The organism is Bacillus cereus group sp. RP29 (assembly GCF_040459765.1).
Classification (GTDB): domain Bacteria; phylum Bacillota; class Bacilli; order Bacillales; family Bacillaceae_G; genus Bacillus_A; species Bacillus_A paranthracis.
Genome location: NZ_JARVHN010000001.1, coordinates 274490 through 292483 on the forward strand (window position 1 = coordinate 274490; position 17994 = coordinate 292483).

Here is a 17994-nt window from a genome sequence, read left to right on the forward strand (position 1 = left end):
CCTTTCTCTATCAGGCTTGGTCGATTTTGGAGCGAAAAATGCTAAAATAAAAAATACATAGTTTTCTTGGCCATAATTAGAGGTTCTATATTCACCCATATACGACTATAACTATGCATACCCTTTTAGTTTCTTGTGTTACTCATAAGCATAACGTCATTTCTGTATTATACAACAAAATTCATTTCTGAGAAACACTATAACATTTTACATTTTTTGTATAAGATTTGTCACTACCAGAGAAAACTTTAACATTCGTTTATATGTCCGTCAACTAGAAAATATAACAAAGGTAGAGCAGAATGTTAAGTGAAAGTGAAAAATTTCTTGTTGAGAAATAAGAAATGACAATGGGTAAGTGGTTATCTAGAAACCTATTATATGAAGGGAAGTATGTAAAAATTAACGAACACTTGTTCTTTTTAGGTTTGTTTGTTACAATGAAAGTTCATTGATAGATTATGTGTAATTTTGATGAACTTTTACTGAAAACATATTGTAGCTTATTTCTTTTAAAAAATAGGGAGGCTTTTACATGGAGCAAAAATTTTCAGTTGAAGCATTTTGGAAGAAGGTAAAACATGTCGCAAAGCAGGCAGGACAGTCGGTCATTTATGCAAGTTTATTGCTGTTTTACGTTTTGCAGAAACCAGATGTTCCAAAACGAGTGAAAATTATTGTAATTGGGGCACTTGCTTATTTTATTGCACCGATTGATGCGATTCCAGATTTCGTTGCTGGAATTGGTTATACGGATGATTTAGGGGCGTTAATGGCTGCGTTATTACAAGCGTCGTTATACGTCGATGATGATGTAAAAGATAAAGCACGAGTGAAGTTGGCAGAATGGTTTGGTTCGGATATAGACACATCCTTTATCGATCAGAAATTAGATCAATAGGTGAGAACTGTCACATGGTGACAGGGCAAACGTAAGCGAGGAAGTGCATTATGCCGTCAGGAAGAACGCATACGAAAATAAACTTAATATCCCTTCCGGTTGTTTTGTTTCTGCTCTTTTCGTATGGACTAACAAATTTTGATTTTTTATTAACTTTTGCAATTGGCTTTTTAGTAGGTACTACATTTTTAACACCGGATTTAGATACGTATAGTAATGCGTATAATAAATGGGGATTCCTGCGTATATTTTGGTATCCGTATAAGAAGGTAATGCCGCATCGCTCCTTCTTTACACACACAATTATACTTGGTGATGTGATTCGTATTGCATACATGTTAATTGTGTTTTCTCCGTTTTTATTCCTATTAAATGTAATCGCGCTTGACGGGAATTTAATAGAAATTGCGAAGGAACATGAGGTTGAAATTGTAACGTTCGTAATGGGAATTGTTGTGGCAAGCACGCTTCACATTATAGCGGATAAAGTGAATACGCGCCGCAAGAAAATGATGAGAAAAAAGAAGAAACGCAGAAGATAAAAAAACCGTCCCAAAAAGGTATTTTGGGACGGTTTTTCTTTTTAATCAAACGTTTGTTTAAAAAGAGATTAAGCTTTCAGTACTTTAATACCTTTCACGATGTTCCAAATGAAGTAGTATAAGCTAATGATTCCGCAAATACATAAGACAATCATTGTACCGATGCCCAGTGTTACATCCGGTTGATCAGATCCAAGACCCATAATTCCTAAAATAGTTACGCCAATGAATGTAGCGATACTTGGGATAATGTGTGTCCATAGAGCACGTTTTGCATGTGGTTTCGTTTCAGCATCGCCTACAATCCACACAATAATAGGGAATAAGATAGGGGCAAATAATACACTAAAGTATGATAAAGCTGCTAATATTTTGTTTCCATTCATATATATCACCTCATAAATAATGTCCGTTGTTATACTATTATTATGCAATAGTTTTGGCAAGCTTTCTATCGATGAACATTACAAGAACATGACGGTTTTGTAAGATTTTTTTGTTAAATGATAAAATTTTCAAAAAAATCTTTTTAAATGGAAATTGTTATGGTACAGTATAAATGAAAGTTATTGAAAACGTTTTCTTAAACGTTTTTTATTTTTAGACTTAAAGGTATGATGACCTGATAGTCTATTGATGAGGTTATTCTACTTAAAAGGGGATTCTTTAGGGGGAGAGAACAATGAACACATGGACACAAGTTTATGATCCGTTCGGAAACATTTGGATTTCGGCGGCGGTCGCACTTATTCCGATTATCTTTTTTTTCTTAGCTTTAGCAGTTTTCCGCATGAAGGGGTATGTGGCAGGATTTATTACAGTTGTACTTACAATTTTAGTGGCATTATTCGCTTATAAGATGCCGTTCACGATGGCAATGGCAGCGACTGGATATGGTTTTTTATACGGACTATGGCCAATTGCTTGGATTATCATTATGTCGGTATTTTTATATAAAATATCTGTGAAAACAGGTCAATTCGATGTGATTCGTGCATCTGTATTATCCATTACGAATGACCATCGTTTACTCGTTATTTTAATCGGTTTTTCATTCGGAGCATTTTTAGAAGGGGCAGCGGGATTCGGTGCACCAGTAGCGATTACGGCAGCGCTTCTTGCAGGCCTTGGGCTAAATCCTTTATATGCGGCAGGTCTTTGTTTAATTGCAAACACAGCACCAGTAGCGTTCGGAGCGATGGGTATTCCGATTACAGTTGCTGGACAAGTAACAGGTATTGATCCACATAAAATTGGACAAATGGCTGGACATCAATTACCGTTCTTATCATTATTTGTTCCATTCTTTATCGTATTTTTAATGGACGGGTTGAAAGGAGTAAGACAAACGTGGCCTGCTTTACTTGTAGCAGGTAGCTCATTTGCAATTACGCAGTTCATAACAGCGACATTCTTAGGACCAGAACTTCCGGATATTACGTCGGCACTTGTAAGTTTAGTTAGTTTAGCGCTGTTCTTAAAAGTATGGCAACCAAAAGAAATTTATCAATCAGGGCAAGCAAATAGAGAAGTAGCTGCAACAACAGCGGCATCGATGCCGAAATTAACGTTAGGAAAAGTAGTAAAGGCATGGTCTCCATTTATCGTATTAACGGTTATGGTAGTCATTTGGAGTCAAAGTTTCTTTAAAGCATTATTTGCTCCAGGAGGCGCGTTAGAAAGCCTTGTATTTAAGTTTGAAATTCCAGGCTTGCACAATTTAGTAATGAAAGCAGAGCCTATTGTAAATAAAGCGACGCCTTACGAGGCAATTTTGAAGTTTGATGTATTATCAGCAACGGGAACAGCAATTTTAATTGCTTGTCTCATTTCCATGTTTATTTTGAAAATGAGTGTAAAAGATGCAGTGGTAACATTTAAAGAAACTTTAAGTGAACTTAAAATGCCAATTCTATCTATTGGATTCGTATTAGGATTTGCATTTATCGCAAACTATTCTGGGCTATCTTCTACACTAGCGTTAGCACTAGCAGGAACTGGCGGACTATTCCCGTTCTTCTCACCATTCTTAGGATGGATTGGTGTATTCTTAACAGGGTCTGATACTTCAGCGAATGCATTATTTTCAAATTTACAAGCAATTACAGCGCAGCAAGTCGGTGTATCTGAAGTACTTCTCGTTGCAGCGAATACAACGGGCGGTGTAACCGGGAAAATGATTTCTCCGCAATCGATTGCCATTGCTTGTGCAGCAGTTGGACTTGCTGGAAAAGAATCAGATTTATTCCGGTTTACAGTGAAGCATAGTTTATTCTTCGTAATTATTGTTGGTATTATGACGTATGTACAGGCATATTATTTAACGTGGATGATTCCATAAACAACAAAAGAAATAAACTTTGCATTTTTCAGATTATCGTGTATGATGAGAAAGTATTGAAAATTAAATCAGTGATAAACTAGGGGTGCCTAACGTATGCGTAGGCTGAGAGAGAAGCGCGTGAACTTCTTAACCCTTTGGACCTGATCTGGCTCGTACCAGCGTAGGGAAGTTAACGGCTTTACATAATGATGTCTTTATGAGCCAGGTCCTTATTTTTTTATGGACCTGGCTCTTTTTATTTTGGCATACGCTGGCCATATCTCGTCCTTGTCACGTACAGGGGGGCAACAAAGGTTATGAAACAGTCTGTTTCAGCTGAGCAAATTGAATTGAAATCGAGTTTACCAGGAAGTAAGAAAGTGTATGTGGATGGACCACGAGAAGGTATGAAGGTGCCGATGCGTGAGATTGAACAAAGTGATACAAACGGCGTTCCGAATCCGCCAATTCGCGTATATGATACGAGCGGTCCTTATACGGATCCCGCGTATAAAGTGGAGCTGGAAAAGGGGATTCCAACGCCACGCCACTCTTGGATACTGGAGCGTAATGATGTAGAAGCATACGAAGGGCGCGAAGTGAAACCAGAGGATGACGGTGTGAAGGTGGCTTCGAAACATACACCTGTTTTCCCGCAAATGGATCGTAAACCACTTAGAGCGAAGCAAGGTGCAAATGTTACGCAAATGCATTATGCACGTAATGGCATCATTACGTCTGAGATGGAATATGTTGCGATTCGTGAAGGGGTAGAACCTGAGTTTGTTCGTAAGGAAATTGCGGAAGGTCGCGCTATTTTACCAGCGAATATTAACCATCCCGAAGCAGAGCCGATGATTATTGGACGTAATTTCCACGTGAAGGTGAATGCAAATATCGGAAACTCTGCTGTATCTTCTTCTATTGCAGAAGAAGTAGAGAAGATGACGTGGGCTACTCGCTGGGGTGCAGATACGATTATGGATTTATCTACAGGTAAAAACATTCATACGACGCGTGAGTGGATTATTCGTAATGCGCCTGTACCAGTTGGAACTGTACCGATCTATCAAGCGCTTGAAAAAGTAAACGGAATTGCAGAAGATTTAACGTGGGAAGTGTATCGTGATACGTTAATTGAGCAAGCGGAGCAAGGCGTAGATTACTTTACGATTCACGCTGGCGTATTACTTCGTTACATTCCGATTACTGCAAAGCGTACGACAGGTATCGTTTCGCGCGGTGGTTCAATTATGGCGCAGTGGTGTTTATACCATCATAAAGAAAACTTCCTATACACTCATTTTGAAGAGATTTGTGAAATTATGAAGCAGTATGATGTTTCGTTCTCTCTTGGAGATGGATTACGTCCAGGTTCGATTGCAGATGCAAATGACGAAGCGCAGTTCTCTGAGCTTGAAACACTTGGTGAATTAACGAAGATTGCTTGGAAACATGATGTGCAAGTTATGATTGAAGGGCCTGGGCATGTACCGATGCATTTAATTAAAGAAAATATGGAGAAAGAGCTTGATATTTGCCAGGGCGCACCATTCTATACACTTGGACCGTTAACGACAGATATTGCACCAGGTTATGACCATATTACATCCGCAATTGGAGCTGCGATGATTGGCTGGTTTGGAACAGCGATGCTTTGTTATGTAACGCCGAAAGAACATTTAGGTTTACCGAATAAAGATGATGTACGCGAAGGTGTTATTACGTACAAAATCGCTGCGCATGCAGCTGATCTGGCGAAAGGGCACAAAACGGCTCATCAGCGTGATGATGCACTTTCAAAAGCTCGTTTTGAATTCCGTTGGCGCGATCAATTTAATTTATCTTTAGATCCTGAACGCGCGATGGAGTATCACGATGAAACGTTGCCAGCAGAAGGTGCGAAAACGGCTCATTTCTGTTCCATGTGTGGACCGAAGTTTTGTAGTATGAGAATTTCACATGATATTCGGGAATATGCAAAAGAAAATGATTTAGAAACGACAGAAGCAATTGAAAAAGGAATGAAAGAGAAAGCGAAAGAATTTAAAGAAACAGGTAGTCATTTATACCAATAACACGTTACACCTCTTTACTTGATTGATCACACTGTAGTACCTAACTTAAATATAGAAGAAGCCCGCTTTGCTAAGACGGTAGCAAAGCGGGCTTCTGTTGTTTATTCCGCTATTTGTGGGCAGTAAGACCCCCGCCTCAAAATTCAGCGGAAGCAAAGAAGTTAGGTGGGGGGCAACTGCCCGTAAAAGCCCGATTAGTTAGGGCTGATTAAAGTTTCACTTTATAAGGCGAAGAAGAGATGTACCCAGTAGAATAAGAGGAATAATGTAACGACTGTTGTGAGTGGAATAACGATAAGGGATACACTTAAATAGTCTTTCCATTTTACTTTAATTTTGTTTTGTTTCAGGATATACATCCAAATGAGAGAAGCTAGCGTACCGATTGGTAATAATAGTGAACCGATGTCACTACCAATGATATTTGCGAGATAGATAGTTTTTAATGTGACTGGATCTAATCCCATTTCTGTTAACGTAATGGTCCCAATCATAAGTGCAGGGTGATTATTGAAGACATTGGAGAGGAGAGAAACGAGTCCACCCATTGCAAAGCTAGCATAAAGCAGATGTTGACTTACAACTGGTTCAAGCCATTGGACAAGCGCTGCTGTTAATCCTGCGTTGTGGAGCCCGTAAATAATGACATACATAGAGAAAGCAAAAATCAAAATGTGCCAAGGTGTCTTTTTCAAAATGTCGACAGGGTTCGTTCGTAAGTAGTACCATCTCCAAATAAGAAGAACGAGTGAACCGAGTACGGCAACAATCTCGATTGGGATGGATAAGAAGGATGCAACGAATAGAAGACAGCGCATAAGGAAGACGAAGCCTAATACTTTTAGCATGAACCTTGTCCGTTTTTGTTTCGTATCAACTGAATTTTTTCCTTTTAACGGATGAAAGTTTTTCGTGAAGAATATTTCTTCAATATCATATGAAGAAACAGGCAATTTTTTCGGAAGTTTTTTCTTCAAAACCGTATACATAAGCCATGACATAAACAATAGTCCTAATGTTGCAGGTACAAACATCATAGCAGTATGCATATAAAGAGTCATATTCACGATATTTAATGCGATTAAGTTTACGATATTACTTACACCAATTGGTGCACTAGATGCAGTAGCGATTAAAGCACCGCTTAATAAATAAGGGATTTGTTGATGCGGTTTTAATTGAAGATTTTTTAGGAGAAGAATTAAAATTGGCGTTGTAATTAAAATACTACCGTCGTTATTAAATAAAAGAGTCATAAGAAAACATAATAATTGAATATACCAGTATAAGCGGCGCCCGGAGCCTTTTGCTAGGTTTGCAAGTTTCGCTGCGGACCAGTGGAAGAAGCCGAAGCTTTCTAATATAACCGCCATAACGATGGTCGCTAATATTGTTATGGAGGCACCGCCAATTTTACTAATAATGTCCATGACGTCTGGTTTTGATACAAGTCCAGTAATCAGGATAATGCCAGCGCCAATTGCTGCCGGCCACGCCTCATTTAAACCACGAGGTCGCCAAAAGATAACAATCATTGTTAAGAAGAATACAATAATAGTAATCCATATTTCAATGCTCATATTTTACCTACCTTTCTACTTTTCCTTAAAGTAATGTAGCTTGTCTTAAGGTTTGTATTGGTAGTATATTCAGCAAAAAATAAGAAGAACTAGACGTATAACGGAGTGCAATAAATATGTGTTTTTCAAGTTATGGGACAAGTATCTCTCTTAGTGAAATAACTATTGTGAGAGGAGTCTAGAAATTAAGGGGGCAGTAAGATAGTAAATGAAATTTATATGGGCGATTATGGAGATATATCGGCGCAACTCAAAATATATCAGCGATTATTGAAATATATCGGCGCAACTCAAAATATATCAGCGATTTTTAAATTATATCGACTTATCGACAAAACATGACAAAAGGAGCCCACCCCAAAATACCTTTTGGAACAGGCCCTACAATATTATTTTTCCTTCAAAAAAGTTCGATCCTTCAAGAATAAATTCCAGAAGAAAATAAATCCTGGTAATAAAATTGCAATCCCAATTGCATATAGAATAAGCAATGCATAGAATGTTTCGACCGTTGTAAAGCTTGTAAATACAGTTACATCAGGATAAATAATATACGGTAAATGCGCAACGCCGTAAGCATAACTTGCAAATGCATATTGAGCGACGACTGCTAAAACAGCGATGCGAGGGTATCCTAGTGTGTCATACTTCTTGTTTGTCCACCAAAGAGAAGAGTATCCGATAATGAATAAAACGATAGAAACTGTAAACCATGTGAATTGCTTTATTAGCCCTTGCATAAGCCAGTGTGTTTCCGGATCCATTACAACGAGGGCAATAATCGCCGTAACGAGCGTTGCAGGACCAAGGATAATCGCGTTTCTTCTATAAATTCTATATGCATCTTCTGAACCTTGTTCTCTCGCAAAATCAGCAAGAAAGAGAGAGGAAAGAAATAGTTCCGAAGTTAGTCCGAAGAGCATATAACAATAAATAACAGGACTAGAAAGAAGTTTTCCATATAGGAGTACTTCTTTTCCTTCAGACATTGTAATATAGGCACCTTCTGTAACAGGTAAAACGGTAATTAATAGGGCTGGAATTAAGAGTCCTGTAATACCTGAAATAATACGAAGAAGGTGTTGGTACTTCGGCAGGGAATAAGCAAATACCATAAATGTACTGCGAATTGCCACGAGTACTAGAATTAACATAACGGGTACGAACATTACCGTTGCTAGGGTAAAAGCGGCTTTCGGAAAGAAGCCAAGAAAAGCGACAACGACAAAGACGAGAAATGTATTTGTTACTTCCCAAGTCGGTGATAAGTATCGGTTGGCAAGCTTGGCAGCTAGCGTTGGATGTTTTGCGTATACCATGCCCCAAAAACCTGCTCCAAAATCGATGGACCCTAATATACTGTATACGAAAATAAGAGCCCATAAGATGATGATTGCAATACTTTCCTCATGCACGAGAATCGCCTCCTTCGTGATGTAAATCATTTGTAAGCGGATGTTTCTTAAAGAATGTCCGTAGTACAAAAACTGTTAAAATACCGAGTCCAATATATAAAATGATGAATAGAATAAATAAAGGACCGACAAAATCAGCGCGTGTAGAAGCGTCGACTGTACGTTGCATACCGTAAATGGTCCATGGCTGACGACCGCTACAGCTGAAAATCCACCCAAATTCAATGCCGAGCATCATAACTGGTCCACATGCGGCAGCTCCCCAAAGAAGCCACTTCGGTAGCTCTGTTTCTTTTTTTCGGTAAACAAAGTACCAATATAAGAGGGCAATTGCTGCAACTGCAAAGGTAAAGGCAGCAGTGCCAACCATTAAATTGAACAGTGTATGCGTGTAAAATGGTGGCCATGTTTCTTGTGGAAATTCCTTTAGTCCTTTTACGACAGTGTTAGGGTCTAGTCCTACTAGTAGGCTAAGCATGTTCGGAATTTCTAGTGCATAGTTTAGTTCAAGTGTGTTAGGATCTACAACGCCGCCAATTGATAACGGTGCATGTGATGTCGTTTCAAATAAAGCTTCAGCAGATGCCAGTTTTTCAGGGGAATGCTTATGTAAAGCAATTGCCGATTCGTGTCCCGAAAGCCACATCGTAGCGCCTGTAATAAATGTCACGACGAGTCCTAACAGTAGTCCTTTTTTATGATATGCCACTTCACGTTCACTTACATTCTTCTTTAATAATTTAAATCCGGCGATAGAGGCAATGACGGCAGCTCCAGTTGCGTAGGCTGTAATCACAACGTGGAATGCGCTCGTGCCAAAACTCGGATTAAAGAAAGCTTTCCACGGATCAACGTTAAAAACTGATCCATCTGGTCCCATTGAAAAGCCCGCGGGTGTATTCATCCATGTATTTGCCGATGTAATAAGCACGGCGGATGCCGTGGCACCAATCATGACGAAGAATAGCGAGATTAATCTCATGAATGGAGGTAGTTTGTCAGCTGCATATACATAAATGGACATGAACAAAGCCTCTAAAAAGAAGGCGAAAATCTCAATTTGAAAGGGAACAGAAATAACCTGCCCAACAATTTTGGCAAAACCAGGCCAAAGCAGTGAGATTTGCACACCAACGATTGTTCCAGTTGGAATTGCTACACCGAGAAGGATGGCAAAAGCCTTTGTCCATCTTTTCGCCATAATGGCGTAGTCGGAATCTTTCTTCCAGTGATAGAGTATTTCACTTATAAAAATCATTAATGAAAGTCCGACACCAAGTGTTGCGAAGATAATGTGGAATGCTAGTGAAGAACCGAAAAATGCTCTTGCTAATGTTACCGTATCCATATGTAAACTCCTCTTCTTTTTTGCCATTATTTTCTGATTGAATTGGAAGATTTATTCAAAAAAACTACCAAAAATATATATGTATTTAAAAAGTGGATATGGTAATATAATGTTTGAATATTCTAAATAGAAAGAAGTTAATATTTTGTTTGTTTTTTAGTGAGGAATATTTTATAATCTTTTATGCGAACATAAGTTCTGTTTTTGGAGTGAAGAAGTTTATGTGAAATGGAGAGGATGTTTTATGTATCCTGAAGTCATTAAAAAGATGGCATTTTCAAAAGAGCATAGAGATTTATTATTGAAGCTGTATAATAAAGAGATTACGCGTAGTGAGTATGATCGACTCGTAGAATCGCTATATAGACCTTCTAAAGAGGCTTGTGAGGGATAAAGGAACGGGAGACAATCTATTAGATTGTCTTTTTTACATTTACGTATGTTCTGGTAAAATTAAGGATAGCCTTACTAGGGAGGTGAAAAGTTTGCGGAAACGTATATATATAGTGATTGGCGTTATTCTTTTAATCGCTTTAGGTGGAATTGTATTTTGGTCAGCTTTGCAAGGAAACCGTACGGAACATTTTATTTTAAGACATATGGTGAATGAAAATGGGACGCTTGCTACATATCGTTTAGAGGATACAAAAGCAGGTACTGGTGAAGCGAAAGGCCGTGAAGCTTTATCGGAATCAGCAGGACTATGGCTGCAATATACACTCGATAAAGACGATCAAGCGTTATTCGATGAACAAGTTAAGGTTATTCAAAATAACTTTGTACATAAGAACCAAATTGTTTTATGGAAAATCTCTGAAAAGGGAGAAATGCAGTCAGCTACAAATGCACTTATTGATGATCTTCGTATTATAGAACAGTTATATCGCGCTTATGAAATGTACAAGGAAGAGCGCTATAAAAACTTGGCAGATCAATTGAGTGATGCTGTAATTCGTTATAATAAGAAAGATAATTATTATGTTGATTATTATGATGCAGATGCAAGGAAACAAAATGATTTTGCAACAACGTCATATGTAAATCCGCATGCATTCTCCTATATGAAAAAGTATGGAAAAGTTTCTGCTCAGCAATATGAGGAAGTCGTTCAATTTTTAGCGGATTATCCAAGGCATGGATGGGCATTCCCGAAAGAGTATAAAGCAGATGGTACATTTACGTACGACAAAGAAGTGAATCTGATTGACCAATCATACGTTGCATATCATCGTAGTTTAGGTGGTCTTTCATCAGATGCTTATTTGGAATTTATAAAGAAGAAATTCCAGGAGGATGGAAAGCTATACGGTCGTTACAATTTAGAAACGGGAAAACAAACTGTGAATTATGAATCGCCAGCCGCTTACGGATTAACGATTTTGTACGTACTACAAACAGGTGATACAAATTTCGCAAAGGAATTATATGATCATATGGCCACATTCCGAAATGACAACGTATTTAGTAGATACTACGGTGGATATGTAACAGGCGAAAATAACAATACGCATATTTTTGATAATGTTTTGCCGCTTTTAGCTGAAATAGAATTAGAGAAGAGTGAAAAATAAAAGGTGCCACCCTATGGGGATGGCATCTTTTATTGTTTAATATCATTTTAAGTCCTAATATTGGAGAAGTAATCAATTACGAATTCACGGAATTTCTGAGCAGTTTTCGATAAGTAACGTTTTTTTGACCAGCTTAACCCAATCGTTCGCTCACAATTTGGTTCAATAATACGTAACTTATTTAATGCTAAAGTAGAGTTTTTTAATAAAGTTAAACTTGGGACAAAGGCGATGCCGAGGCCTTGCTTAATCAGGTCGCTAATCACGGTTGGTTCATCTACTTCAAAAGCAATATGTGGAGTGAAGCCAGCTTCTTTACAAAATTCATCTGTTAAGTGCCGAAATCCGTAACCAGTGTTCATACTAATGAACGGTTCGTCTTTTACTTCATGCAAATATACACTTTCACGTTCTGATAAACGGTGCCCTGAAGGGACGACTAAGAAAATTTCTTCTGTAATAAGTGGTTCCCAAATAATCTCTTCGCCTTCAATTGGCACAGAAGAAATGCAAAAGTCAATTTCTATATTATCTAGTTGTCGTTTCATAGAAGGAGTAGATGCGAGAAATTGTTGGAATCGAACGTTAGGATGTTCTAGTAAAAAAGAACCAATTAGTTCGGGTAATATTCTTGGAATAGAAACAGCCAACGTAATAGAGCTTTGTTGTAAGTCAGCTAAATCTTTAATTTCTCGTTCGCCTTCACTTAATTCATGAAAAATGCGCTCTACTCGTTTTAAAAATACTTTCCCGAAAGAGTTTAATGTAATTTGTCGCCCTTGGCGGTCAAATAACGGAACGCCCAAGTCCTTTTCTAATCTAGCAATTGTTTTGCTGAGTGAAGGCTGTGCGATATGCAATTCTTCAGCGGCTTTTGTCATATGCTCTAATCGTGCAACTGTTTGAAAGTATTTTAGTTGAAGAAGTTCCATTTTGACTCTCCTTTCTATAGACCAAAAGGAATGGATTGATAATTAAAGATGTATTATACAGTATGGAAATGGACGTGTATAGTAAATCTGTTAAACCATTCTAATGGTGTGAAATTCGGAGAAGGAGTATGTTTCATGAAAGGAATTCAACTTGTATTTAAAGATTGGAAAGCGATGTGGCACCATAAACATGGGCGTATCGCTTTAATTTTTTTGTTAATCGTTCCTTTAATTTATTCAGGGTTCTTTTTAGCTGGATATTGGGATCCATACGGAAAATTAGATAAATTACCTGTTGCGATTGTAAATTTAGATAAGGGTGCTGCAATGGATGAGAAAACAATTCATGCAGGAGACGATTTTGTAAAAAATTTAAAAGAGAATAAGGAACTGGCTTTTCATTTCGTATCAGAAAAAAATGCTGAGGAAGGGCTAAAAGAAGATAAGTATTATATGGTTGTTACGATTCCAGCCGATTTCTCTAAAAAGGTAAGTACACTTATGGATGAAAAACCAGAACCAGCACAATTGCAGTACAAAGTAAATCCGGGTAAAAACTTTGTAGCAGCGCAAATTGGAACGACAGCTGTTGAAAATATGAAAACAAAAATTTCAAATAGTATTACGAAATCTTATACAGAAGGTGTCTTTTCAAAGTTTCAAGACTTAGCACAAGGGTTGAGTGATGCAAGTAATGGTGCTGGGAAGTTACATGAAGGAACGACAGATGCAAGAAATGGGGCAAATCAGCTTGCAGATGGTATTCATCGTTTAAGTAACGGGACATCAAAAGTGAAAGAGGGAAGTGAAAAACTTGCTTCTAGTCAATCAGCTTTAACTGATGGAGCGAATGAGCTGAGTGAAGGGGCAAAATCCCTTCATAGTGGTATGGAGTTATTAGCACAAGGTGAAAAAAACTTACAATCAGGGGTTAGTGAATTAAGTGCTGGTACAAATGAATGGGTGAACGGAAGTGAGAAACTTGTTGACGGGCAAGTGAAAGCGGACAATGCAGCAAATAGTGTAAAACAACAATTAGAAGAGTACGTGAAAAGTCATCCAGAGGTGCAGCAAGACCCTGCTTTTCAAAAGATTATCGCTACTTCTAATGGATTAGCTCAAGCAACAAACACTTTAAATAATAGTCAGAAACAATTGACACAAGGCGCACAGAAGCTTGCAGATGGTCAGCATAAGGTTGAAGAAGGTATGAATACATTCGGAGTTAAGTTAAATGAAGCTACTGCTGGAACGAAAAAGATAGCAGATGGTGCTACAAATTTAGCTAGTGGATTTACGAAATGGGGAACTGGGTTTACATCATTACAAGAAGGTGTAAATCAACTTGCGAGCGGGGGAACAGAGCTGAATCATGGTGCTGATCAGTTAACGAACGGACTTGTTAAACTTGACGATGGTGCGAAAGAACTTTCTACGAAATTGGGAGAGGGCGCAGAGAAGATAGCGGATGTTCGCAATGATGATGCACGCAATACGATGTTCTCAGAGCCAGTTCAGTTAGTGAAGTCAACAGTTTCTGACGTGCCTAACTACGGTTCAGGCATTGCGCCATATTTCTTATCACTTGCATTTTATGTTGGCGGAATTATGGCATCGAATATTTTACCTCTTGGCCGCAGACAAAATATGAAGGTAAGCGGAACGGTACATTTTATTAATAAACTAGGATTGGTATATTTAATTGGACTTATTCAAGCGCTACTCGTAGATGTAGTTGTGCTAGGTGTTATGAAATTAGAAGTTGCAAGTGTGCCACTCTTTGTTTTATCAAGTATCGTTATTTCCTTTACGTTCATGACGTTTATTCTTATGTTAGTAACGGTATTTGGTCTTGTTGGAAAGTTCTTAGCGGTAACGCTTCTCGTCTTGCAATTAGCGACGAGCGGTGGGACTTTCCCAGGAGAATTAAATATAGCTGTTCTTAGCAAGATTGGACAATTTCTCCCAATGTCCCATTCTCTTAGAGGATTGCAAGATGTGATTTCTTTAGGAGATTGGTCGCAATTACAAATGCAAATTTTAATATTGTTATGCTATCTTGTTGTTGCTGGTGGAATTGCTTGGATCACGAGCCATATACAACATAGGGAAACGAATGCAGAACAAGTTTCTTAAAATGAAAGAAGCTATCCGACTTTTTCGGATAGCTTCTTTTTTATTTGCGTTCCATTACCGCAAAGTAATTGTTTTCATTATCAGCAAAGTTAAAAGCTCTGCCAGTAGGTAAATCTACAACTTGTCCAACAGTAACGTTTTTCTCAGAAAGATCTTTATATAGTTGATCTAAGTTGTTAGAGAAGAACATAAGTGAAGGAGTACCTAAGTTTAATTCAGGTTGCATCTTTGCAATTAACTCTTTATCGTGAAGAACGATGCTTGTTCCTGCTTCTTTTGACGGTGCAATTTCAATCCAGCGAAAACCTTGTTCGTTATTTTCTTCCGCAATAATTTGGAATCCTACTGTCTCAGTCCAAAATTGCATGGCTTCATCTTGATTATTTACATATAGCATAATTTGTCCAATTTGATTAATCATAGGTGTGTCCTACTTTCTTTTCGTGTATGGAATTCTATTATATCAAAGATATGGTTTGAATACCTTTTCGTGATTTTTCCGAAGTGCAATCTTAGCCCATTTCATATTTGCCCTAGGAGAAGGTCCTGTAATCCACGTATGAAATGGTAGTGCACTGCAAATGACCATTGTTGAAATCGAGATTGTGGCTGTTATTGTAAATAATAATAGGCTATATAATATTGTGTTTTCTTGCAGTGTGAATAGAGAAAGAAACTTTGTACATAGTTGCAAGAAGAAAAAGTGAGCTAAATAAGCACCATATGTGTAATTCCCGATAAATCGTAAAGCTTTATATAAGAAACCGCGTCTCTGTACGATTGTAATAGAAAGCACGTAAAGTATGATAATTTCGCATACGATATATAAAAACATAGACGGTTTTAAATAAGTCGAAACGGTTAAATGAATAGAGTTTGCTCCGTAAAAACTAAATAACTCATAATTGATGAATAAAAATAAGATAAAAAATAAGATTGTAATAAGCGGAATATGTTTTATGACAAATGTACGCCACGCTTTTAGTGCGACAGCAGCGATTCCTCCCATGACGAAATAAAATGAGTAGAAGAAGAAGGAACGGTCTGTATAATGTAAAATGGTTGAGCTAGTCAATTTCTCGCCATTAAAAATGTAGTGCGAAGAATACCACATTAAGAGGAAATATAGGCAAGCAAAGACGGTCATATATTTATATATGTCTTTTTTATTTTCTGTTCGTTTTTGAAACCAATAAAATAGTGTGCACAGTAAAGGGAACAGTAGGTGAATTTGAAACATCATAATCACATACCAAAGATGGGGTGCGGCTGTTCCGAGTAATAAACTTTTTATTCCGCTTTGTAGTGTAATCATATCGTTTGTTGTTAATAAGTAAAGAATAGACCAGAAGAGATAAGGAATGAGTAAATGTGCGGCTTTTTCATAAATATATTCTGCGTAGGCAAGTTGCTTTGTATATTGACGAATTAAGTGGAAGCCGACGATAAATATGAATGCAGGTGCTGAAAATTTTGCGAGATTAAATAGCATACCCATAATGAGGGATTGCTCAAGTAAAACATGTCCTTGATTCATTGTATATAATAACGAACTTTGCAAAACGACAGCAAGGAATGCAATGCTTTGCAAAACTTTAAATTCAGGTGCGCTTTGTGTCATTAGGTCCATCTCCTTTTCCATACATGATTATAGTACGGAGAATAGATAAGAGGTGTGGAATATTTGTGAAGTTTTTAACAAATTTGTGGCGGAATAGATTATATCGACGATTTTTCGGATATATCGTTCATAACTTCAAATATATCAACGATTTTTTCAATATATCGACGTTTCGACAAGGGATATCGACTTATCAACAAATAACGACAAAAAGAGGATGCTCAAAACGAGCATCCTCTTTCTAACTATTAAGCAAATTTGTTTTTGATCCAGTTCTTACCTTCTACAAGGCGAGCTGTCATTACGGCACAAGCGTTATCTGCTGTTACGTTTAACATCGTTGCAGGAGGATCAATGATTGTACTGATTGCTGCGATAATTGGCAATGCTTCTGGCGGGAAGCCATATAAAGAAACGATTAACATTTCACCAATCATACCGCCGCCTGGAATAGCGCCCATTACTGTTCCTACTAATAGAGAAACAACAAGTGCGATTGCTAATGTTTTCGGTCCTTCGAATTCCATGTTGAAAATACCGAATAAGAAAGCAATTTTTAATACGCCGCCTAAAACAGAGCCGTCTTTATGAAGTGTAGATCCAAGAAGGACAACTGTTTCACGAACGTCAGAAGAGATACCCATTTTCTTCGTTGCTTCTAAGTTCGCTGGAATACTTGCGGCACTACTACAAGTTGCAAGAGATGTAACTGTAGGAGAGACCATGTTCTTCCAAAATACTTGTACACCTTGCTTGCGACCTGCAAGGTATGCATAGAACGTAAAGAATACAAAGAAGTAAATAAGAGACGCTGGATAGTATACCATTGCTGCTCGGAAGTAAGTTCCAAGAAGCTGTGGTCCGAATTCACCAACTAATGCTGCGAAGTAAGCAGCAAGTCCGATTGGAGCGTAGTACATAATGAAAGATACGACTTTCATTGAAATTTCTGCACCAGCTTGTAAGAATGTAGCGAATGGCTTTCCTTTTTCGCCAACTGCTGAAGTTGCAATCCCCATTAAGATAGAGAAGAAAATAAGAGCTAACATATTTTCACGAGATAGTAACTTCGAGAAGTCAGATACTGTTAAAATACCGACGATTTGATCTGCAACACTAACAGCTTTGCCGGCTTTGTCAGGTTGTGTTAGTTCTAGTACAACACCTTGTGCTGGCGGGAATACTTTCACGACAATAATCATAAAAATAGCAGCTAAAATACTTGTAAATAAGAAAGTCCCAGCCATACTAGACATAATTTTACCGAAACGTTTTAATCCATCCATATTAGCAATAGATGACGCGATGCTAAAGAACACTAACGGTACAACAATCGTAAACATTAAGTTTAAGAAAATGTCACCAAGCGGCTTTAAAGCAACTGCATCGGCACCCATGAAATAACCAATGAAACCACCAATTAGGATAGAAGATAATAAAATAAGTGGAAAGCGATATGCCTTCATAAATATATCCTCCTATCAATTAAAAAAATCATACTGAATTATTATAGCGAGTTAAAGCCCTCTTTACTAGGAGAATACGGA

At 37.8% G+C, this 17994-nt stretch carries 15 protein-coding genes and 1 riboswitch; of the genes, 7 read left to right on the forward strand and 8 right to left on the reverse strand.

The genetic code is table 11. The annotated features are described in order from the left end of the window. Positions 1–535 precede the first annotated feature (535 nt). Together QCI47_RS01345 and QCI47_RS01350 are read left to right on the forward strand one after the other, a co-directional pair. Entirely contained in the window at positions 536–901 is a 366-nt protein-coding gene (locus QCI47_RS01345) for a YkvA family protein (protein ID WP_000435502.1), read from the forward strand. Positions 902–951: 50 nt separating this feature from the next. Continuing rightward, positions 952–1443, forward strand: a complete 492-nt coding sequence (locus QCI47_RS01350; RefSeq protein ID WP_001139070.1) for a metal-binding protein — start codon at positions 952–954, stop codon at positions 1441–1443. Between the two features lie 68 nt (positions 1444–1511). Here QCI47_RS01350 and QCI47_RS01355 read toward each other — a convergent pair whose 3' ends face one another. Beyond that, positions 1512–1829, reverse strand: a complete 318-nt coding sequence (locus QCI47_RS01355; protein ID WP_001014100.1) for a magnetosome magnetite crystal formation protein family — start codon at positions 1827–1829, stop codon at positions 1512–1514. Between the two features lie 296 nt (positions 1830–2125). Between QCI47_RS01355 and lldP the strand changes: the two genes are divergently transcribed. Both lldP and thiC read left to right on the forward strand, forming a co-directional pair. Further along, entirely contained in the window at positions 2126–3784 is a 1659-nt protein-coding gene (gene lldP / locus QCI47_RS01360) for an L-lactate permease (protein WP_001099319.1), read from the forward strand. A 71-nt stretch (positions 3785–3855) separates the two neighbouring features. After that, positions 3856–3971: riboswitch (TPP riboswitch) on the forward strand. A gap of 112 nt (positions 3972–4083) precedes the next feature. After that, complete coding sequence (gene thiC, locus QCI47_RS01365; RefSeq protein WP_000814470.1) at positions 4084–5844, forward strand: phosphomethylpyrimidine synthase ThiC; 1761 nt, start codon at positions 4084–4086, stop codon at positions 5842–5844. 221 nt (positions 5845–6065) lie between these two features. On the opposite strand, the gene QCI47_RS01370 is transcribed toward thiC, so the two are convergent. The 3 genes from QCI47_RS01370 to cydA form a co-directional block, all read right to left on the reverse strand. After that, on the reverse strand, positions 6066–7424 hold the full coding sequence (locus QCI47_RS01370; protein WP_000021134.1) for an arsenic transporter: 1359 nt from the start codon (positions 7422–7424) through the stop codon (positions 6066–6068). A 389-nt stretch (positions 7425–7813) separates the two neighbouring features. Next, entirely contained in the window at positions 7814–8839 is a 1026-nt protein-coding gene (locus tag QCI47_RS01375; RefSeq protein ID WP_000544181.1) for a cytochrome d ubiquinol oxidase subunit II, read from the reverse strand. Next, positions 8832–10187, reverse strand: a complete 1356-nt coding sequence (gene cydA, locus QCI47_RS01380) for a cytochrome ubiquinol oxidase subunit I (RefSeq protein ID WP_000381959.1) — start codon at positions 10185–10187, stop codon at positions 8832–8834. Before cydA ends, QCI47_RS01375 begins: the two co-directional genes overlap by 8 nt. Positions 10188–10431: 244 nt before the next feature. Between cydA and QCI47_RS01385 the strand changes: the two genes are divergently transcribed. After that, positions 10432–10581 (forward strand): hypothetical protein, encoded by a 150-nt coding sequence (locus QCI47_RS01385; RefSeq protein WP_000283184.1) that lies wholly within the window; start codon positions 10432–10434, stop codon positions 10579–10581. 91 nt (positions 10582–10672) lie between these two features. Beyond that, positions 10673–11758 carry a hypothetical protein gene (locus QCI47_RS01390; protein WP_001231578.1) on the forward strand — a complete coding sequence of 362 codons (1086 nt, stop codon included), beginning with the start codon at positions 10673–10675 and terminating at the stop codon, positions 11756–11758. 47 nt (positions 11759–11805) lie between these two features. Here the strand turns inward: QCI47_RS01390 and QCI47_RS01395 are convergent, their stop codons facing one another. After that, the gene (locus QCI47_RS01395) at positions 11806–12690 is read right to left on the reverse strand and encodes a LysR family transcriptional regulator (protein ID WP_000421916.1); all 885 of its coding nucleotides are present in this window, start codon (positions 12688–12690) and stop codon (positions 11806–11808) included. Between the two features lie 135 nt (positions 12691–12825). Between QCI47_RS01395 and QCI47_RS01400 the strand changes: the two genes are divergently transcribed. Next, complete coding sequence (locus QCI47_RS01400; protein ID WP_240814495.1) at positions 12826–14826, forward strand: YhgE/Pip domain-containing protein; 2001 nt, start codon at positions 12826–12828, stop codon at positions 14824–14826. 40 nt (positions 14827–14866) lie between these two features. Here QCI47_RS01400 and QCI47_RS01405 read toward each other — a convergent pair whose 3' ends face one another. From QCI47_RS01405 to QCI47_RS01415, 3 genes are all read right to left on the reverse strand, one after another. Beyond that, entirely contained in the window at positions 14867–15247 is a 381-nt protein-coding gene (locus tag QCI47_RS01405) for a VOC family protein (RefSeq protein ID WP_353811676.1), read from the reverse strand. A 42-nt stretch (positions 15248–15289) separates the two neighbouring features. Continuing rightward, positions 15290–16447 (reverse strand): acyltransferase, encoded by a 1158-nt coding sequence (locus tag QCI47_RS01410; RefSeq protein ID WP_309422822.1) that lies wholly within the window; start codon positions 16445–16447, stop codon positions 15290–15292. Between the two features lie 248 nt (positions 16448–16695). Continuing rightward, positions 16696–17913: a dicarboxylate/amino acid:cation symporter gene (locus QCI47_RS01415; protein ID WP_000649376.1), complete on the reverse strand. Its 1218-nt coding sequence runs from the start codon at positions 17911–17913 to the stop codon at positions 16696–16698. Positions 17914–17994 lie beyond the last annotated feature (81 nt).